Annotated in this window: 14 protein-coding genes; all 14 read right to left on the bottom strand. The window is 42.7% G+C overall.

All coding sequences use genetic code 11. The features are described 5' to 3' along the window. Window positions 1–297: 297 nt before the first annotated feature. The 14 genes from aguB to DFP80_RS05530 all read right to left on the bottom strand — a co-directional run bounded on the left by aguB (window position 298) and on the right by DFP80_RS05530 (window position 14287). Window positions 298–1176, bottom strand: coding sequence for an N-carbamoylputrescine amidase (aguB, locus tag DFP80_RS05595; protein WP_113915831.1), 879 nt, complete (start codon window positions 1174–1176; stop codon window positions 298–300). 49 nt (window positions 1177–1225) lie between these two features. Next, on the bottom strand, window positions 1226–3130 hold the full coding sequence (speA, locus tag DFP80_RS05590) for a biosynthetic arginine decarboxylase (RefSeq protein ID WP_113915830.1): 1905 nt from the start codon (window positions 3128–3130) through the stop codon (window positions 1226–1228). Window positions 3131–3378: 248 nt separating this feature from the next. Further along, on the bottom strand, window positions 3379–4338 hold the full coding sequence (lipA, locus tag DFP80_RS05585) for a lipoyl synthase (protein ID WP_113915829.1): 960 nt from the start codon (window positions 4336–4338) through the stop codon (window positions 3379–3381). A gap of 1 nt (window position 4339) precedes the next feature. Then, complete coding sequence (lipB, locus tag DFP80_RS05580) at window positions 4340–4984, bottom strand: lipoyl(octanoyl) transferase LipB (RefSeq protein ID WP_113915828.1); 645 nt, start codon at window positions 4982–4984, stop codon at window positions 4340–4342. Next, entirely contained in the window at window positions 4985–5290 is a 306-nt protein-coding gene (locus DFP80_RS05575; RefSeq protein WP_113915827.1) for a YbeD family protein, read from the bottom strand. Window positions 5291–5319: 29 nt separating this feature from the next. Then, window positions 5320–6468, bottom strand: coding sequence for a D-alanyl-D-alanine carboxypeptidase family protein (locus DFP80_RS05570; RefSeq protein ID WP_113915826.1), 1149 nt, complete (start codon window positions 6466–6468; stop codon window positions 5320–5322). Window positions 6469–6550: 82 nt separating this feature from the next. Next, on the bottom strand, window positions 6551–7486 hold the full coding sequence (locus tag DFP80_RS05565) for a septal ring lytic transglycosylase RlpA family protein (RefSeq protein WP_113915825.1): 936 nt from the start codon (window positions 7484–7486) through the stop codon (window positions 6551–6553). Continuing rightward, window positions 7473–8528: a lytic murein transglycosylase B gene (gene mltB / locus DFP80_RS05560; RefSeq protein WP_113915824.1), complete on the bottom strand. Its 1056-nt coding sequence runs from the start codon at window positions 8526–8528 to the stop codon at window positions 7473–7475. Before mltB ends, DFP80_RS05565 begins: the two co-directional genes overlap by 14 nt. After that, window positions 8528–9649, bottom strand: a complete 1122-nt coding sequence (gene rodA / locus DFP80_RS05555; RefSeq protein WP_113915823.1) for a rod shape-determining protein RodA — start codon at window positions 9647–9649, stop codon at window positions 8528–8530. Before rodA ends, mltB begins: the two co-directional genes overlap by 1 nt. Continuing rightward, window positions 9642–11522 (bottom strand): penicillin-binding protein 2, encoded by a 1881-nt coding sequence (mrdA, locus tag DFP80_RS05550; protein WP_113915822.1) that lies wholly within the window; start codon window positions 11520–11522, stop codon window positions 9642–9644. Before mrdA ends, rodA begins: the two co-directional genes overlap by 8 nt. Window positions 11523–11531: 9 nt before the next feature. Beyond that, complete coding sequence (gene rlmH, locus DFP80_RS05545) at window positions 11532–11999, bottom strand: 23S rRNA (pseudouridine(1915)-N(3))-methyltransferase RlmH (RefSeq protein WP_113915821.1); 468 nt, start codon at window positions 11997–11999, stop codon at window positions 11532–11534. 11 nt (window positions 12000–12010) lie between these two features. After that, window positions 12011–12364, bottom strand: a complete 354-nt coding sequence (gene rsfS / locus DFP80_RS05540; RefSeq protein WP_113915820.1) for a ribosome silencing factor — start codon at window positions 12362–12364, stop codon at window positions 12011–12013. 14 nt (window positions 12365–12378) lie between these two features. After that, window positions 12379–13038: a nicotinate-nucleotide adenylyltransferase gene (gene nadD / locus DFP80_RS05535; protein WP_113915819.1), complete on the bottom strand. Its 660-nt coding sequence runs from the start codon at window positions 13036–13038 to the stop codon at window positions 12379–12381. Then, window positions 13028–14287, bottom strand: coding sequence for a glutamate-5-semialdehyde dehydrogenase (locus tag DFP80_RS05530; RefSeq protein ID WP_113915818.1), 1260 nt, complete (start codon window positions 14285–14287; stop codon window positions 13028–13030). Before DFP80_RS05530 ends, nadD begins: the two co-directional genes overlap by 11 nt. Window positions 14288–14322: the final 35 nt, after the last annotated feature.

The raw sequence follows: 14322 nt of genomic DNA, 5'->3' as shown, positions 1-14322 counted from the left end.
AATTATATTCACATCTATTTAAAATCTCTGTCTATAGTTAATATCTAAGTTTTGGACAGATCTATACTGACGAGGATACGCTTTATTATAAAGCCTTGTAATAAAAAGCATTTTACTCGCTTCAAATTACCGTCAGAGTGTTTTAAAAGCACAAGCATTGCACTGCTTCTTACATACTAATTTTAGGCTTCGAAAAGCCAAGTGCAAATAGATCTTCCTTATTGATGCTTCCCCTTGCATCAATAAGGATAAGGAAAGCCTTGTGCCCGCATCCTGCGGGCACTTTTTTGCCTTTTACTACTTACTCCAAGTAATACCCGCACCTGAAGTAATCGCTTGGTACTGATCTGGACGACGATCCCGAAACAAGCCAAATGACTGACGCGCGTTACGAATAACCTCTAAATCATACTCAGAATACAATATGGTATTTTCGTCACGACCAGCTTCACATTTCATTGCCCCCATTTCATCCGTCATAAATGAAGAACCGTAAAATTGAATAAAGCTGTTTTCACCATTTTCACGACCAACACGATTTGCAGCAATGACTGGCACCATGTTTGCGGCAGCATGTCCTTGCATCGTTCTCTGCCAGTGGTCCTTAGAGTCCCATTCAGGGTAAGGAGGTTCAGAACCAATTGCCGTAGGATAGAAAATCAGCTCTGCGCCTTTTAAGGCTAGCTCACGAGCAAGCTCTGGAAACCATTGATCCCAGCAAATACCACAGCCAATTCGCCCAAACCGTGTATCCCAGACTTTCACACCAGTATTACCTGGTGTGAAATAGTATTTTTCTTGATAACCAGGACCGTCAGGAATATGCGTTTTACGATACAAATCCATCACATCGCCATTGGCATCGATCATCACCAATGAGTTATAAAAGACATTGCCATCGCGCTCAAAAAAACTAATTGGCAAAACCACGCCTAATTCTTTCGCAAGAGCACTCATCGTCTGAATAGCCAAACAATCATTGACTGGCTGCGCCCAATCGAAATACGCTGGCTTTTGATCAATGCAAAAATATGGCCCCATAAATAATTCTTGCAAGAGAATAATATTGGCCTGATTTGCTGCGGCTTCTCTGACTTGTTTAACCGCATTATCTAAATTTGCTTGAAAGTCTGTACTGACCGCCATTTGAACGCAGGCTACTTTTACGTTACTCATCTCTACTACCTCCAAAAAATATATATTGCGTCACACATACAGGAACAATTTATACTTGGGTCAAATATGTTGTACCTTCCAACACTTTTTTATACGTTGCTAGCAAAGTCACTTGCTCTTCTTGACCAAGCGGACTAGCAGCGACCCTATCCTGATAACGCTTCATTAGTTCGTGCTCATTATAGCTAACAGACTTAAGCACATCCTGAACACTGTCACCTCTTAATACGTGATCAATTCTGAAACCGTCGTCTGTTAGATACACGTCGACAGAACAAGTATCACCAAATAAATTATGCAAATCTCCTAAGGTTTCTTGATAAGCCCCAACCAAGAAAAAGCCCATTAAATAATCATCACCTTTTGGCGGCGGCGGAGGTAATGGCAACGAAGACTCAATACCTTGACCATCAACATAGCTATATAAACAACCATCTGAATCACAAGTAACATCTTGAATTTTACCTCGAAAGGTTGGCGCCTGATCCAAACCCTGCAAAGGCAACACTGGGAATAATTGATCAATCCCCCATGCATCGGGCATAGACTGAAACACCGATAAATTAACAAATAGCTTCTCTGCCAAACGCTCATTTAGCTCATCAATGACAGCACGGTGACTTCTATTTCGATTATCTAAACGAGGCAACAAATTTCGACATGCGGATAAAAACAGATTCTCTGCTTGCGCCCTTTGTGAAAGATTAAGCTGACCGTGGCTATATAGAGTCAAGCTATCATTAAAATCATCTAGCAAGTCATGATAAATCTCAACCAAAGATCGACCTTCCTCTTCATTCTCACCTTTCAGACTCTGATAAGATGCCCAAAGTCGCTGCAGCTCTAACTCACAGTCTTCAGCTGGCTCTTCAATCGGCAAGAGCTCTGCACCATGAGAGAAGACATCTGCAATCATCATCGCATGATGAGCGGTCACAGCTCGACCAGACTCAGAAATTAAATGTGGGTGTGGAAGATCGTATTGCTCACAGACATTATGGAAAGCAAACACCACGTTATTCGCATATTCACCAATACTGTAGTTTGCTGAAAAATCATTCTGGCAACGCGTACCTTCGTAATCCACCCCCAAACCACCACCGACATCGACCCATTTAACTTTGACGCCCATTTGGTGGAGTTCAGCATAATAGCGAGCACATTCTTTCAAGCTGTTTTGAATATCGCGAATTCGTGTAATTTGTGAACCTAAATGAAAGTGTATCAATTCAAGGCAATGCAACAAGTCTAATTCACGTAATCGATCAATCGCCCGCAGTAACTGTGAAGTTGTCAGCCCAAATTTCGATTTTTCGCCCCCACTATTTCCCCAATGAGTGGTACAAGTAGACGCTAATCGAATACGAATACCAATACGGGGCTGAACACCAATTTTATCTGCTTCTTCTAGAATCCAATCAAGCTCGTGCATTTTTTCAACAACGATAAATACTTGATGGCCCATTTTTTCAGCCATTAAAGCAAGATGAATAAACTCACGATCTTTGTAGCCATTACAAACAATGATGCCATCAGCATTTTTATGCATTGCCAGAACAGCCATCAACTCGGGCTTACTGCCTGCTTCTAAACCAACAGTAGCCGCATTATCAGGCTGACATGCCGCAATCTCTTCTACGACTCGACGCTGCTGGTTTACCTTAATAGGGTAAACAATGGCGTACTCTGCTTGATAAGCATAATAATCTATTGCTTGTTGAAACGAATTGGTAATTTTCTCAATTCGTGAATGAAGAATATTTGGAAAACGAACTAGGCATGGGTAAGGAATACCTTGTTGCTTAAGTGCTACAGAAAGCTCTGTCAAATCAACACTATTTTCTCTATCAGGCAGCGCAATGACGCGCCCTTTGTCATTGATCGAAAAAAAGCCACTGCTCCAATGGCTTACATTGTACAGTTCCATAGAATCTTTAATTGACCAAGGCTTCATATTATCTCCAAAAATCCAAATAACCGTAAACTAGCACCCTTTCTAATCAAGTAACGTCATAGAAAAACACAAGCATATTTTCTAGGTGTAGTTCAAATAGAGACCTTTGTACGATGTTACAAGTGGAGCCCAAGCGAGCCTATTTTCAACAAAGTATTAATGAGTACTGTAATAGTACAAAGGTCTTAAATAAAAAAAGCGGGGCTAAGAAATCTCTTAACTCCGCTTTATTCTAACAAACAAAAAAATTAAGAAACGTGCTCACCATGTGCCTGCTTATCGGCATGGTAAGACGAACGGACCAAGGGTCCACAAGCCGCATGTTTAAAACCGAGCTCTTTTGCAACCTCTTCATAACGTGCAAATTCTTCAGGCGGTACAAAACGCGCCATCGGGAAATGATGCTTAGAAGGCTGTAGATATTGGCCTATCGTCAACATATCAACGTTATGGGCTCGCAGATCTTTTAGCACTTCAACTATTTCTTCAAACGTTTCACCCATACCCACCATCAAGCCAGATTTAGTCGGTACATCAGGACAACGATCTTTAAAGTTTTTCAAAAGATCTAACGACCACTGATAGTCAGACCCTGGTCTTACTTGGCGGTATAAACGCGGAATGGACTCTAAGTTATGGTTAAACACATCAGGTGGTGCAATTGAAAGTGTATCAATCGCTACTTCCATACGACCACGAAAATCAGGGACAAGAGTTTCGATTTCAATATTTGGACTTTCTGCACGCGTCTCTGTAATACAATCCACAAAGTGTTGAGCACCGCCATCACGAAGATCATCACGATCCACGGAAGTAATAACTACATACTTAAGCTTCATATCACGAATAGCAGCCGCTAACTCTTTCGGCTCATCAGTACTAAGCGGATTAGGACGACCATGCGCAACATCACAGAAAGGGCAACGGCGAGTACAAATTTCACCCATAATCATAAAGGTAGCAGTGCCATTACTGAAACACTCACCTAAATTTGGGCAGTTAGCCTCTTCACAAACTGATGCTAATTTATGCTCACGTAAAGTAGCCTTAATACGGGCTATTTCAGGTGACGCAGGCATACGGACACGAAGCCAATCAGGCTTACGTGGGATTTCTTCAGTAGGAACTATCTTAACGGGAATACGTGCCATCTTATCGGCACCACGTAGTTTTTCCCCTTGGACAACGCGTTTGCGTTCTGCTGTCATTCTATTTCCACCCTTGTTGGATAGCCGGATATTTATATCCGAGTTGCTCAGCCAGCTGATTCGCTAACTGGGCCTTTACATTCGATAAAATAACGTCTTTGTTAAGACGCTTCATATCAACCATTTGTAAGCCTTGATAGCCACATGGGTTAATACGATTAAATGGGGTGAGATCCATATCAACATTTAAGGCAAGTCCATGAAATGAACAGCCTCTGCGCACACGTAAACCCAGTGACGCAATTTTTTGTTCATTGACGTAAACACCTGGCGCATCTGGTTTGGGGTATGCTTCGATTGAATTCAGCGCAAGCGTACCAACTACAGAATTTTCTAGCACGCTCACCAGATCTCGAACACCTATTCCTAGACGTTTTAAATCGACCATAACATAAGCCACTAATTGCCCCGGCCCATGATACGTGACCTGTCCACCACGGTCGACCTGAATAACAGGAATATCACCTGGGGCCAAAAGGTGCTCTTGTTTACCAGCTTGGCCTTGCGTAAACAAGGGTGGATGCTCTAGCAACCAAATCTCATCAGCCTCATCTTTTGAACGAGTTTGAGTAAATTGCTTCATCCGCTCCCATGTTTCAGCATAGTCGACAACACCTAAATCGCGGCAAATTAAGTCGAGATCCATTTACATGACCATCTTAACGGCTTCAATTGACATCAAGTCACTGTGCAAAGCCGATAACTGACCCTCACTTTGAGCCACAATACGAAAACTGAAGCTGATAAAGCGCCCCTTACTAGAGCGGTTAATATTCTCTGCAGCCGTATTCATCTCTGGAGCATGAACAAGCAATCGCTCCGTTATTTCAGTATGGATACCATCTACATCAAGTGAAACCACTTTTATCACATAATCTTCACAAGGGAACTCTATTTTAGGTGCATCAACTGCATTCTCAGCCTGATCACCATTCTTCGTAATTAATGCCATTAATTTAATCTACCACTCGCTATTAGGGCTTAAAACAAGTTCATAAAGAAGAGTTTTATTTTATCAAACATTCGCTTGAAGAAACCACCTTCATCCACGGCTTCTAGTGCGACTACTGAGCGCTCTACTAATACATTCCCTTCAGAGCCAACAACAATCTTACCTAATACATCACCTACAGCAATTGGCGCCATAATTTCTTCCTGCATATCAAGTGTTGCAGGAATAGATGCTCCTTGTTGACGCGGCATTGTTACCAACACATCTTCAGCAAAGCCCACCTTCACATTAGGCTGGCTACCACCCCAAACACGGGCATTATTCACCACTTGACCACGACTATATAACTTACGAGTTTCATAGTATCTGAAGCCGTAATCTAATAGCTTCTGAGACTCAACAGCTCGAGCCGTATCAGAATTCGTCCCCATAACAACTGTAATCAAACGCGTACCGTTTCGAACCGCAGAAGCCGCCAAGCAGAAACCAGCGGCATCTGTGTGACCAGTTTTCATACCATCGACGGTTTTATCACGCCACAGCAACTTATTACGATTTGGCTGGCGAATATTGTTGTAGGTAAATTCTTTTTCAGCGTACATGCTGTAATTTTCTGGAAACTGCAAAATAGTTGCACGCGCTAATTTGGCTATATCGTGTGCACTTGAGTAATGACCTTCTGCAGGAAAGCCCGTTGCATTTACAAAGTGCGAGTTTGTCATGCCAAGAAGTTGAGCGTGCTGATTCATTAAATCAGCAAACGCCGACTCACTACCAGCAATATACTCAGCTGCCGCTACACTCGCGTCATTACCTGACTGAATAATGATACCGCGCATTAGGTCTTCTAACTTAACTTGCGTTCCTTCACGAATAAACATACGAGAACCTTCCATTCTCCATGCTTTTTCGCTCACATTTACCATATCATCCAATGATAAATTTCCGCGAGCCAGCTCATATTCAATAATATAAGCCGTCATTAATTTCGTTAGACTTGCTGGAGGCAAAGCCTGATCAGCATTATGCTCTACCAAAATATCGCCAGTATATGCATCCATAAGAATGTAACTACTCGCTGATAATTGTGGTGGCGTTGGGATTAATGAAGGAGCAGCAAAAATAGAGCTGCTCACGAAGCAAAATACAAGTGATAAAGTAACTAGGAGTTTTTTCATACTCAAAAATATCGTCTTCTAAAAAAATGTTAACAAATGATACTAGAGCCCTCTAAGAATCTCTAGCCCAAACAAAGCGTACCTAAGGTACTAAAGCAACTCTTACGGGGTTACCGAAACCTTCTTGCTGTAATTTTTGTCGCCATTGAGCCAACTCATTAGCATCAGAAAAAGGACCAACCAACACCTTAAACAAACCATCATCTTGCTTATTAGTGACAACCTTCACACTCGTATCAAATGCCTCAAAAAGACGCTGCTTAAGTTTATCCGCAGACTCTTCTGAGCTAAATGCACCCATTTGAAGATGAGAAAAAGCCAATTCAGAAGAAGTACTTACCTTCTCAACTGGAGGAGCAGACGGCACCTTTGCTGGCAAGGCTTCTGGCGGAGTCACAGGCTCTTTAGCAACTATTTTAGGTGGGCTATATGACTGCCCTCGTGCTGGCGTAATTGCCTCAATTCGCACTCGAGCCAAACCTTTTTTATGATAATCAAGACGAGCCGCTGCAGCATAAGAAAGGTCTATCAAACGATCGCCATGAAATGGCCCTCTATCATTAACCCTTACAATAACAGAACGCTGGTTATCAAGATTCGTCACTTTTAGATACGTAGGTAACGGCAAAGATTTATGGGCTGCAGAAAAGCCATACATGTCATATGTTTCCCCATTTGAGGTCTTATGCCCATGAAATTTTTTACCGTACCAAGACGCAGTGCCCTCAGCCACATACCCTTGAGCAGAATCCATTACCCAATATTTTTTACCCCATACTTCATAAGGGCTTTTATTGCCGCCACGACTCTTTGCCTCCCACTTTGGAACTAGATCAGGCAGATGATCCACTTTGATATCACCTGTCGGTGCATGGTCTTGTAAAATGGAATATCGCCCTCCACCTGATGCCTTTTCATAGTCCACATCATCTTTCCCCAAAACATGACGCGTACTCATACATCCATTCAATACCAGCAAACTCACGCCAGCAACAAACAGCATGTTAATTACTTTCATAGGCCCCTATACTCTCAGCGAGCTCCAATACAGACATGGCATATCGTCTACTAGGGTTGTAATCCATAATCGTGAAGAAGTTTTCATACGCCAGCCAATACGTTACATCTTCGGGGCCTGTTCGCAAACCAATCAGCCCCGTCTTTTGCGAAACAAAAGACTGCGCTGGAAGCACATTTAATGCAGACCACTCGGTCATCTCTGCACTAGGCGCCCTACCACGATTAATCAAGTCTTTCACCCTGTCTGGATCTTCTGCATAAGCCATTACAAACCAAGGTTGCTGAGACTGCCAACCATGATGCTTTAGGTAGTTTGCGACACTACCAATAGCATCAGCTTCAGACTCCCATAAATCTATATGCCCATTATTGTCATAATCTATTGCCAATTTTTGATAGTTGCTGGGCATAAACTGCACCATCCCCATCGCTCCACTGTATGACCCTTTTGTTGCGCCAATGTTCCAACCTTCTTGGCGAGCAAGTAATAAATACGCCTCTAACTCGCTTTGGAAATACTCTTTTCGCCTTGGGTAATCAAAGGCCAGCGTTGTAAGCGAGGTAAAAACATCCTTTGACCCCGTAATACGGCCGTAATAGGTTTCTACACCGATAAGAGCCACAATCACATTGGGTTCAACACCAAACTCCTGTTCAGCTTTACGCAACCACTTAACATTACGCTTTGCAAACTCTCTACCAAGCCTTGCCCTTTCTTTATTCACAAAGCGAGTCTTGTACTCATAAAAAGGGGTTATGACTTCAGGCTGGTTATCCGATTTCTCAATTACTTTAGGACGTACTTTTATATGAGAAAAAGCTAATTCAAGGCGTTCTTTGTCATAAGCATGCTCTTTAACCAGACGATTTATAAAGGATTGAACCTCGGGGTTGCCCGCATAAGAATCCGCCCACTCTTTGGGCATATCTTCAAGCAGGGACTCACTGACTCCCGAATTTGAAGGCAATGTAGAATGATCCATACTACTACACGCAGTTAGACCAAGCGCCAAAAACAACAACGTAGCTTGCTTAATCATTATCTTGCTCTTTTATGTGTTTGTATTGACATAAGAATTCCAAATGTCGCCATGATAGTAATAATAGAAGTGCCACCATAACTAACGAGTGGTAAGGGTACCCCAACCACAGGCAGAATGCCTGACACCATGCCAATATTTACAAACATGTATACAAAAAAGGTAAGCGTCAGACTACCTGCTAATAATCGCGCATAATTATCTTCTGCATTCGCAGCAATATATAACCCCCGAGCAATGACAAGCAAATAAGCTAATATCAATACTCCACACCCCAGCATACCGAATTCCTCAGCAAGCACAGCAATAATAAAATCCGTATGGCTTTCTGGAAGAAAATCCAACTGAGCCTGAGTTCCTTCTAAAAAACCTTTACCATAAATACCACCAGAGCCAATGGCAGTTTTAGACTGGATAATATTCCAACCAGAGCCCAGCGGATCACTTTCTGGATTCAAAAAAGTTAACACTCGCTGACGCTGATAATCATGCATGAATTGCCATAATGTATAACCAGCAATAGGTGCCAATGCGGCCGCACCTAATATATAGCGCCACCCCAGCCCAGCAAGAAATAGGACAAAAACACCAGAGACAGCAACTAATAAAGATGTCCCTAAATCAGGCTGCTTTGCAATCATCAACACGGGTAATGCGATCAATCCAAGAACGACTAATATTTGTTTAAAACTAGGGGGGAGTTGCCTATCCGAAAAGTACCAAGCTATCATCATGGGCATAACAATTTTCATAATTTCTGAAGGCTGAAACCGTAACCCTCCAGGCAACGCCAACCAACGTTGCGCGCCCTTCGCACCAACACCAAATAACAATACCCCAACCAAAAGCACAGCAATAAAAATAAATAACATTGGTGAAGCGCGTCGCATATATTTAGGTGGCAGTTGAGCTAGCGCCACACAAATCAGCAGACCTATTATCAATCGAAATATCTGTCTCTCAACCATAGCCACATTTTGACCTGAAGCTGAGTACAGAACAAACAACCCGCCACAAATCAGCAGCAACAACGCCCCCATCAACAAGACATCAACATGAACCAGCTTCCATAAACGAGCATTCGTAAAAGACAGCGCTCTGCGATAAAAGCTATCAGTCATCTTTATTACCTTTTAAATAATCATAACGCGCTGGATAATCATCATGCAGATAAGCATCAAATAATGCCCTCGTTAAATCTGCAGGTTTAGAACTACTGCCACCGTTTTCAAAAATTGCAAAAACGGAAATTTTAGGGTTTTTAGCTGGCGCAAAACCGATAAACAATGCATGGTCATGCAAACGCTTTTCAAGCTTATCTGAATCATACTCTTCATCTTCTTGAAGACTAAATACCTGACCTGTGCCTGTTTTTCCTGCGATATCGTAATCCGTCCCCCGCAAACGTCTTGCCGTACCATGCGAATCCGTTACTACTTTACGCATAGCATCAATCATACGATCCCAATTACGCTGATCCTTTAATACGATATCATGCTCATCACCAAGCCCACCTTCAAACTCAGCAGGCTGGTCACCAACAAGCTTCGTCATACGAGGGTAAAAAAAGTGCCCTTTGCTTGCTAACGCAGAAGTAGCCGAAGCAATTTGTACCGGTGTTGCCACCATAAACCCTTGCCCAATACCAACATTCACAGAGTCCCCTGGATACCAGGGCTCTTTATACTTCGCCTTCTTCCACTCATTAGAAGGTAATAATCCATGACTTTCACCATTCAAATCAAGCAAGTTTGTCTGACCAAACCCGAAGCGTGTTAAGAAATTATGGATAGGCGTGATACCCATCTTGTTGGCTAATTGATAGTAATACGTATCCACTGACTCAATAATCGAACGCTCTAGATCAATCCACCCGTGCCCTGTTCGTTTCCAATCTCTATAACGACGACCATCAGGATTTATTTGATAATAGCCTTTAGCAAAATAACGCTCTGTCCATGATGAAAAGCCATATTCAAGCCCAGCAAGCCCCATGAAAGGTTTGATTGTTGATGCAGGAGGATAACCGCCACGCAAAGCACGGTTAAAAAGAGGGAGTTTTTTGGATTGACGTAATGTGGCGTAATCATCAACTGAAATGCCCCGCACAAAAAGATTAGGATCATAACCAGGCTTAGATACTAAAGCGAGAATTCCACCTGTTGTGGGGTCTATTGCGACTACTGAGCCAGTATAATCCCCTAAAAGATCATAGGCATACTGCTGAAGTCTGGCGTCTAAATACAAATGAAGGTCTTTACCTGGTGTAGGGTTTTGCCGCTCAAGCTCAGACATAATTCGCCCTCGAGCATTTACCTCCACTTTACTTAGGCCTGCTTCTCCAAAGAGGGTCTTTTCGTAATACCCCTCTACACCAGTCTTGCCGATAAATAAGGCACCTTGATAGGCTAATTTATCAACTCTCTTAAGGTCCTTTGAGGTAATTCGCCCAACGTAACCAATCGCATGTGCAAAAGCCTCACCATAAGGGTAGTAGCGGGTTAATTGAGCTTCTACCTGAACACCATCAAGTTTATATAAATCGACAGATACTTTGGCCCACTCTTCATCGGTCAATTGGGATTTTAAAGTAAGGGATTGATAAGGGCGACGATACTCTTTGCGCCTTTCATCGAAATCTTCCCATTCACTATCGCTAATATCAATAATGCTAGAAAGCATTTTTTTGAGCTTGGGAAAACTACCGACACGCTCAGGTATTACCGTCAGACTATGTATAGGACGGTTGTCAGCTAACACCAGTCCATTACGATCATATATCAACCCTCTAGGAGGTGGCTCAGTAACCAGCATAACGCGGTTATCATTTGCCTTAGTTTGATATAACTCATGCTCTACCACCTGTAGATAAAACAGTCGAGCCATCAAAACAATGGCCATCAGCAACACAAAAATAGCGGCAGCAAATACCCGCTGCTGCGTCAGACGCTGCTCTTGGCGATAATTGCGGAAATTTTGATGTCGACGGCTCACAACATTACCTTATCTATGATATGGATGATTGTTCATGAGCGTCCAAGCACGATAGATTTGCTCTGCTAAAATAACTCTTACCATAGGGTGTGGCAATGTCAGGCGAGATAAAGACCAAGCCTGATCAGCACGAGCGGTACATCTAGGATCAAGACCATCAGGCCCTCCTACCAACAGGCTTACATTGTAGCCATCCATTCGCCACTGCCCTGTCTGATCGGCTAATTGATCGGTAGACCACTCTTTTCCGAGAACTTCCATTGCAATTACTTTATCTCCAGAAGGTATAGCCTCAAGCATACTATCTCCTTCCTTACGAATAGCTTTTGGTATATCAGTATTTTTTCCACGAGGCGACATAGGAATTTCGACAAGCTCTAACGCGAAATCTTTCGGTAGGCGCTTAGCGTACTCATCGTACCCTTCAGTAACCCACTTTGGCATCTTATTACCAACAGCAATCAAACGAACACGCATTAAAAAGAGCCTTACATTTGTTCTGGCTTAATATCCCACAGTTTCTCAAGATCATAAAATGCTCGAGCCTCTTCCGTCATCACATGCACAACAACGTCATGCAAATCAACCAGAACCCAATCGCTGCCCATACCACGACCTTCAGAACCCAACGGCTGAAGACCTTGACCTTTTAAATGCTCAAAAACATTTTGACCCAAAGCATTAACATGACGCTTTGAAGTACCGGTACAAATAACCATGTAATCCATCATGTCAGTATGATTTCCTACATTCAATACTGTGATCTTATCGCCTTTCACATCTTCCAATGCTTCAACAGCAAAAGCCAAAATTTGATCTGCAGTGAGGTTAAGCTGACTCATATAATTACGTTACCCTATCGATATAATTGATGTTCTTCTAGATATTTTTGGACGGGCTCTGGCAACAAATAAGCGATCGACTCGTTTTTACGAGCCAATGCCCTAATCATGCTAGAGGATATCCCTAAAGGAGTAAGAGTCTCAAACCAGACCCGCCCTGAGGGCGCGCATTGTAACTCATGCGGCGATGCGGCACGATAGTTTTCGCAAAAACCGCTCAATTCAGAGATCAAGTCAGGTTCCCAGCCGGGACGTGACACTACCAACAAATGAGCGTATTGAATAATCTCCTGCCAATTATGCCAAGTAGGAAGAGATAAAAAACTATCCATCCCCAGCACCATAATCAGTGATTCATCTGAGCCAATTTCCGCACGAAGATCCCGTAGCGTATCAATACTATAGCTTGGACCTTCTCTATCGATCTCACGAGAATCAACACTTAATCGATCATCGCCTGACACCGCAAGCCTAGCCATCTCTAGCCGTTGTTGAGGCAAAACGCTTGGCCGATCTTTATGAACAGGTTGAAAGCATGGTATCAACTTCAAAGCAGAATAATGATAACGATCTAAAATCTCAACCGCCGTTCTTAGATGACCATTATGAACAGGGTCAAATGTCCCTCCCATAATGGCCAATCCAGAAGCCTTCACGCTGTCTCTAGTTGTCACGAGTATGACCATCGCCAAGTACGACATACTTCTGACTGGTCAATCCCAACAAGCCTACAGGCCCACGAGCATGAATCTTGTCAGTAGAAATACCAATTTCCGCCCCAAATCCATACTCAAAACCATCCGCGAAAGATGTCGAAGCATTTACCATCACTGACGATGAATCAACTTCTGTCATAAACGAACGCGTCTTAGAATAGTTTTGTGAAACAATCGCATCTGTGTGGTGAGACCCATACTTATTGATATGGGCAATTGCCTCCTCCATATCAGACACAACCTTAATAGATAATTTAGGAGCTAAATATTCTGTATACCAATCCTCTTCTGATGCTGCCTCTATCGTCGAGCTGATAACACGAGCTTGGTCACAACCCACTAATGAGACACCTTTTTCTTGCAGTGCAATCATCAACTTAGGCAAAACAGCCTCGACAATCGCTGAATGCACCAACAAGGACTCCATTGCATTACACACACCGTAACGACGGGTTTTGGCGTTCATAGCAATAGCAAACGCTTTTTCAAGATCGGCCTCATTATCAATATAGACATGACAATTGCCATCCAAATGCTTAATAACAGGTACACGAGCATCTTTACTAATACGCTCAATCAGACCTTTCCCACCACGAGGAACAATAACATCGACAAATTCAGGCATAGAAATTAACATACCAACAGCTTCGCGATCGGTCGTATTAAGAACTTGCACTGCATGTTCTGGCAAACCAGCAGCGATGACACCTGCCGTTACAGCCTCAGCAATAGCTTGATTTGAATAAAACGCCTCGGACCCACCACGCAAAATAGTCGCATTGCCAGATTTCAAACATAAACTTGCAGCATCAATGGTCACATTTGGACGAGATTCATAAATAATACCAATCACACCAAGAGGAACGCGCATCTGGCCGCGCTGAATACCAGATGGCAGATACACCATATCTGATATTTCACCAATTGGATCAGGCAATGTCGCCACTTGCTTTAAACCCTCAATCATGCCGTCAATACGCGCATCATCAAGCAACAAACGATCTAGTAAAGCTGAATCCAAGCCTTTAACTCGACCATTTTCCATATCCTTAGCGTTTTCAGATATCAATCGAGGTCGAGCATTTTCCAAAGCGTCTGCCATAGCAAACAGTGCCATATTTTTTTGCTTTGTGGATGCTTTAGCAAGAAGACGAGAAGCCGCCCTAGCTTGCTGACCAATTTGATTCATATAAGATTCTAAAGACATTTTTAATCTCTAATAAAAGTAAAAAGAACAAACAG

This window comes from Marinomonas rhizomae (genome assembly GCF_003315485.1).
Classification (GTDB): Bacteria; Pseudomonadota; Gammaproteobacteria; order Pseudomonadales; family Marinomonadaceae; genus Marinomonas; species Marinomonas rhizomae.
The sequence above is the reverse complement of the archived record's forward strand: the minus strand, read 5'-3'. Positions and strand labels throughout refer to the sequence as shown.

What these genes read in the sequence shown, in the direction of transcription:
- rodA (WP_113915823.1), bottom strand. Translation starts at nt 9,649, where the DNA reads ATGACTGATAGCTTTTATCGCAGAGCGCTGTCTTTTACGAATGCTCGT.
- lipA (WP_113915829.1), bottom strand. Translation starts at nt 4,338, where the DNA reads ATGACAGCAGAACGCAAACGCGTTGTCCAAGGGGAAAAACTACGTGGT.
- DFP80_RS05530 (WP_113915818.1), bottom strand. Translation starts at nt 14,287, where the DNA reads ATGTCTTTAGAATCTTATATGAATCAAATTGGTCAGCAAGCTAGGGCG.
- DFP80_RS05570 (WP_113915826.1), bottom strand. Translation starts at nt 6,468, where the DNA reads ATGAAAAAACTCCTAGTTACTTTATCACTTGTATTTTGCTTCGTGAGC.
- lipB (WP_113915828.1), bottom strand. Translation starts at nt 4,984, where the DNA reads ATGGATCTCGACTTAATTTGCCGCGATTTAGGTGTTGTCGACTATGCT.
- DFP80_RS05575 (WP_113915827.1), bottom strand. Translation starts at nt 5,290, where the DNA reads ATGGCATTAATTACGAAGAATGGTGATCAGGCTGAGAATGCAGTTGAT.
- rlmH (WP_113915821.1), bottom strand. Translation starts at nt 11,999, where the DNA reads ATGCGTGTTCGTTTGATTGCTGTTGGTAATAAGATGCCAAAGTGGGTT.
- speA (WP_113915830.1), bottom strand. Translation starts at nt 3,130, where the DNA reads ATGAAGCCTTGGTCAATTAAAGATTCTATGGAACTGTACAATGTAAGC.
- DFP80_RS05565 (WP_113915825.1), bottom strand. Translation starts at nt 7,486, where the DNA reads ATGAAAGTAATTAACATGCTGTTTGTTGCTGGCGTGAGTTTGCTGGTA.
- rsfS (WP_113915820.1), bottom strand. Translation starts at nt 12,364, where the DNA reads ATGAGTCAGCTTAACCTCACTGCAGATCAAATTTTGGCTTTTGCTGTT.
- aguB (WP_113915831.1), bottom strand. Translation starts at nt 1,176, where the DNA reads ATGAGTAACGTAAAAGTAGCCTGCGTTCAAATGGCGGTCAGTACAGAC.
- mltB (WP_113915824.1), bottom strand. Translation starts at nt 8,528, where the DNA reads ATGATTAAGCAAGCTACGTTGTTGTTTTTGGCGCTTGGTCTAACTGCG.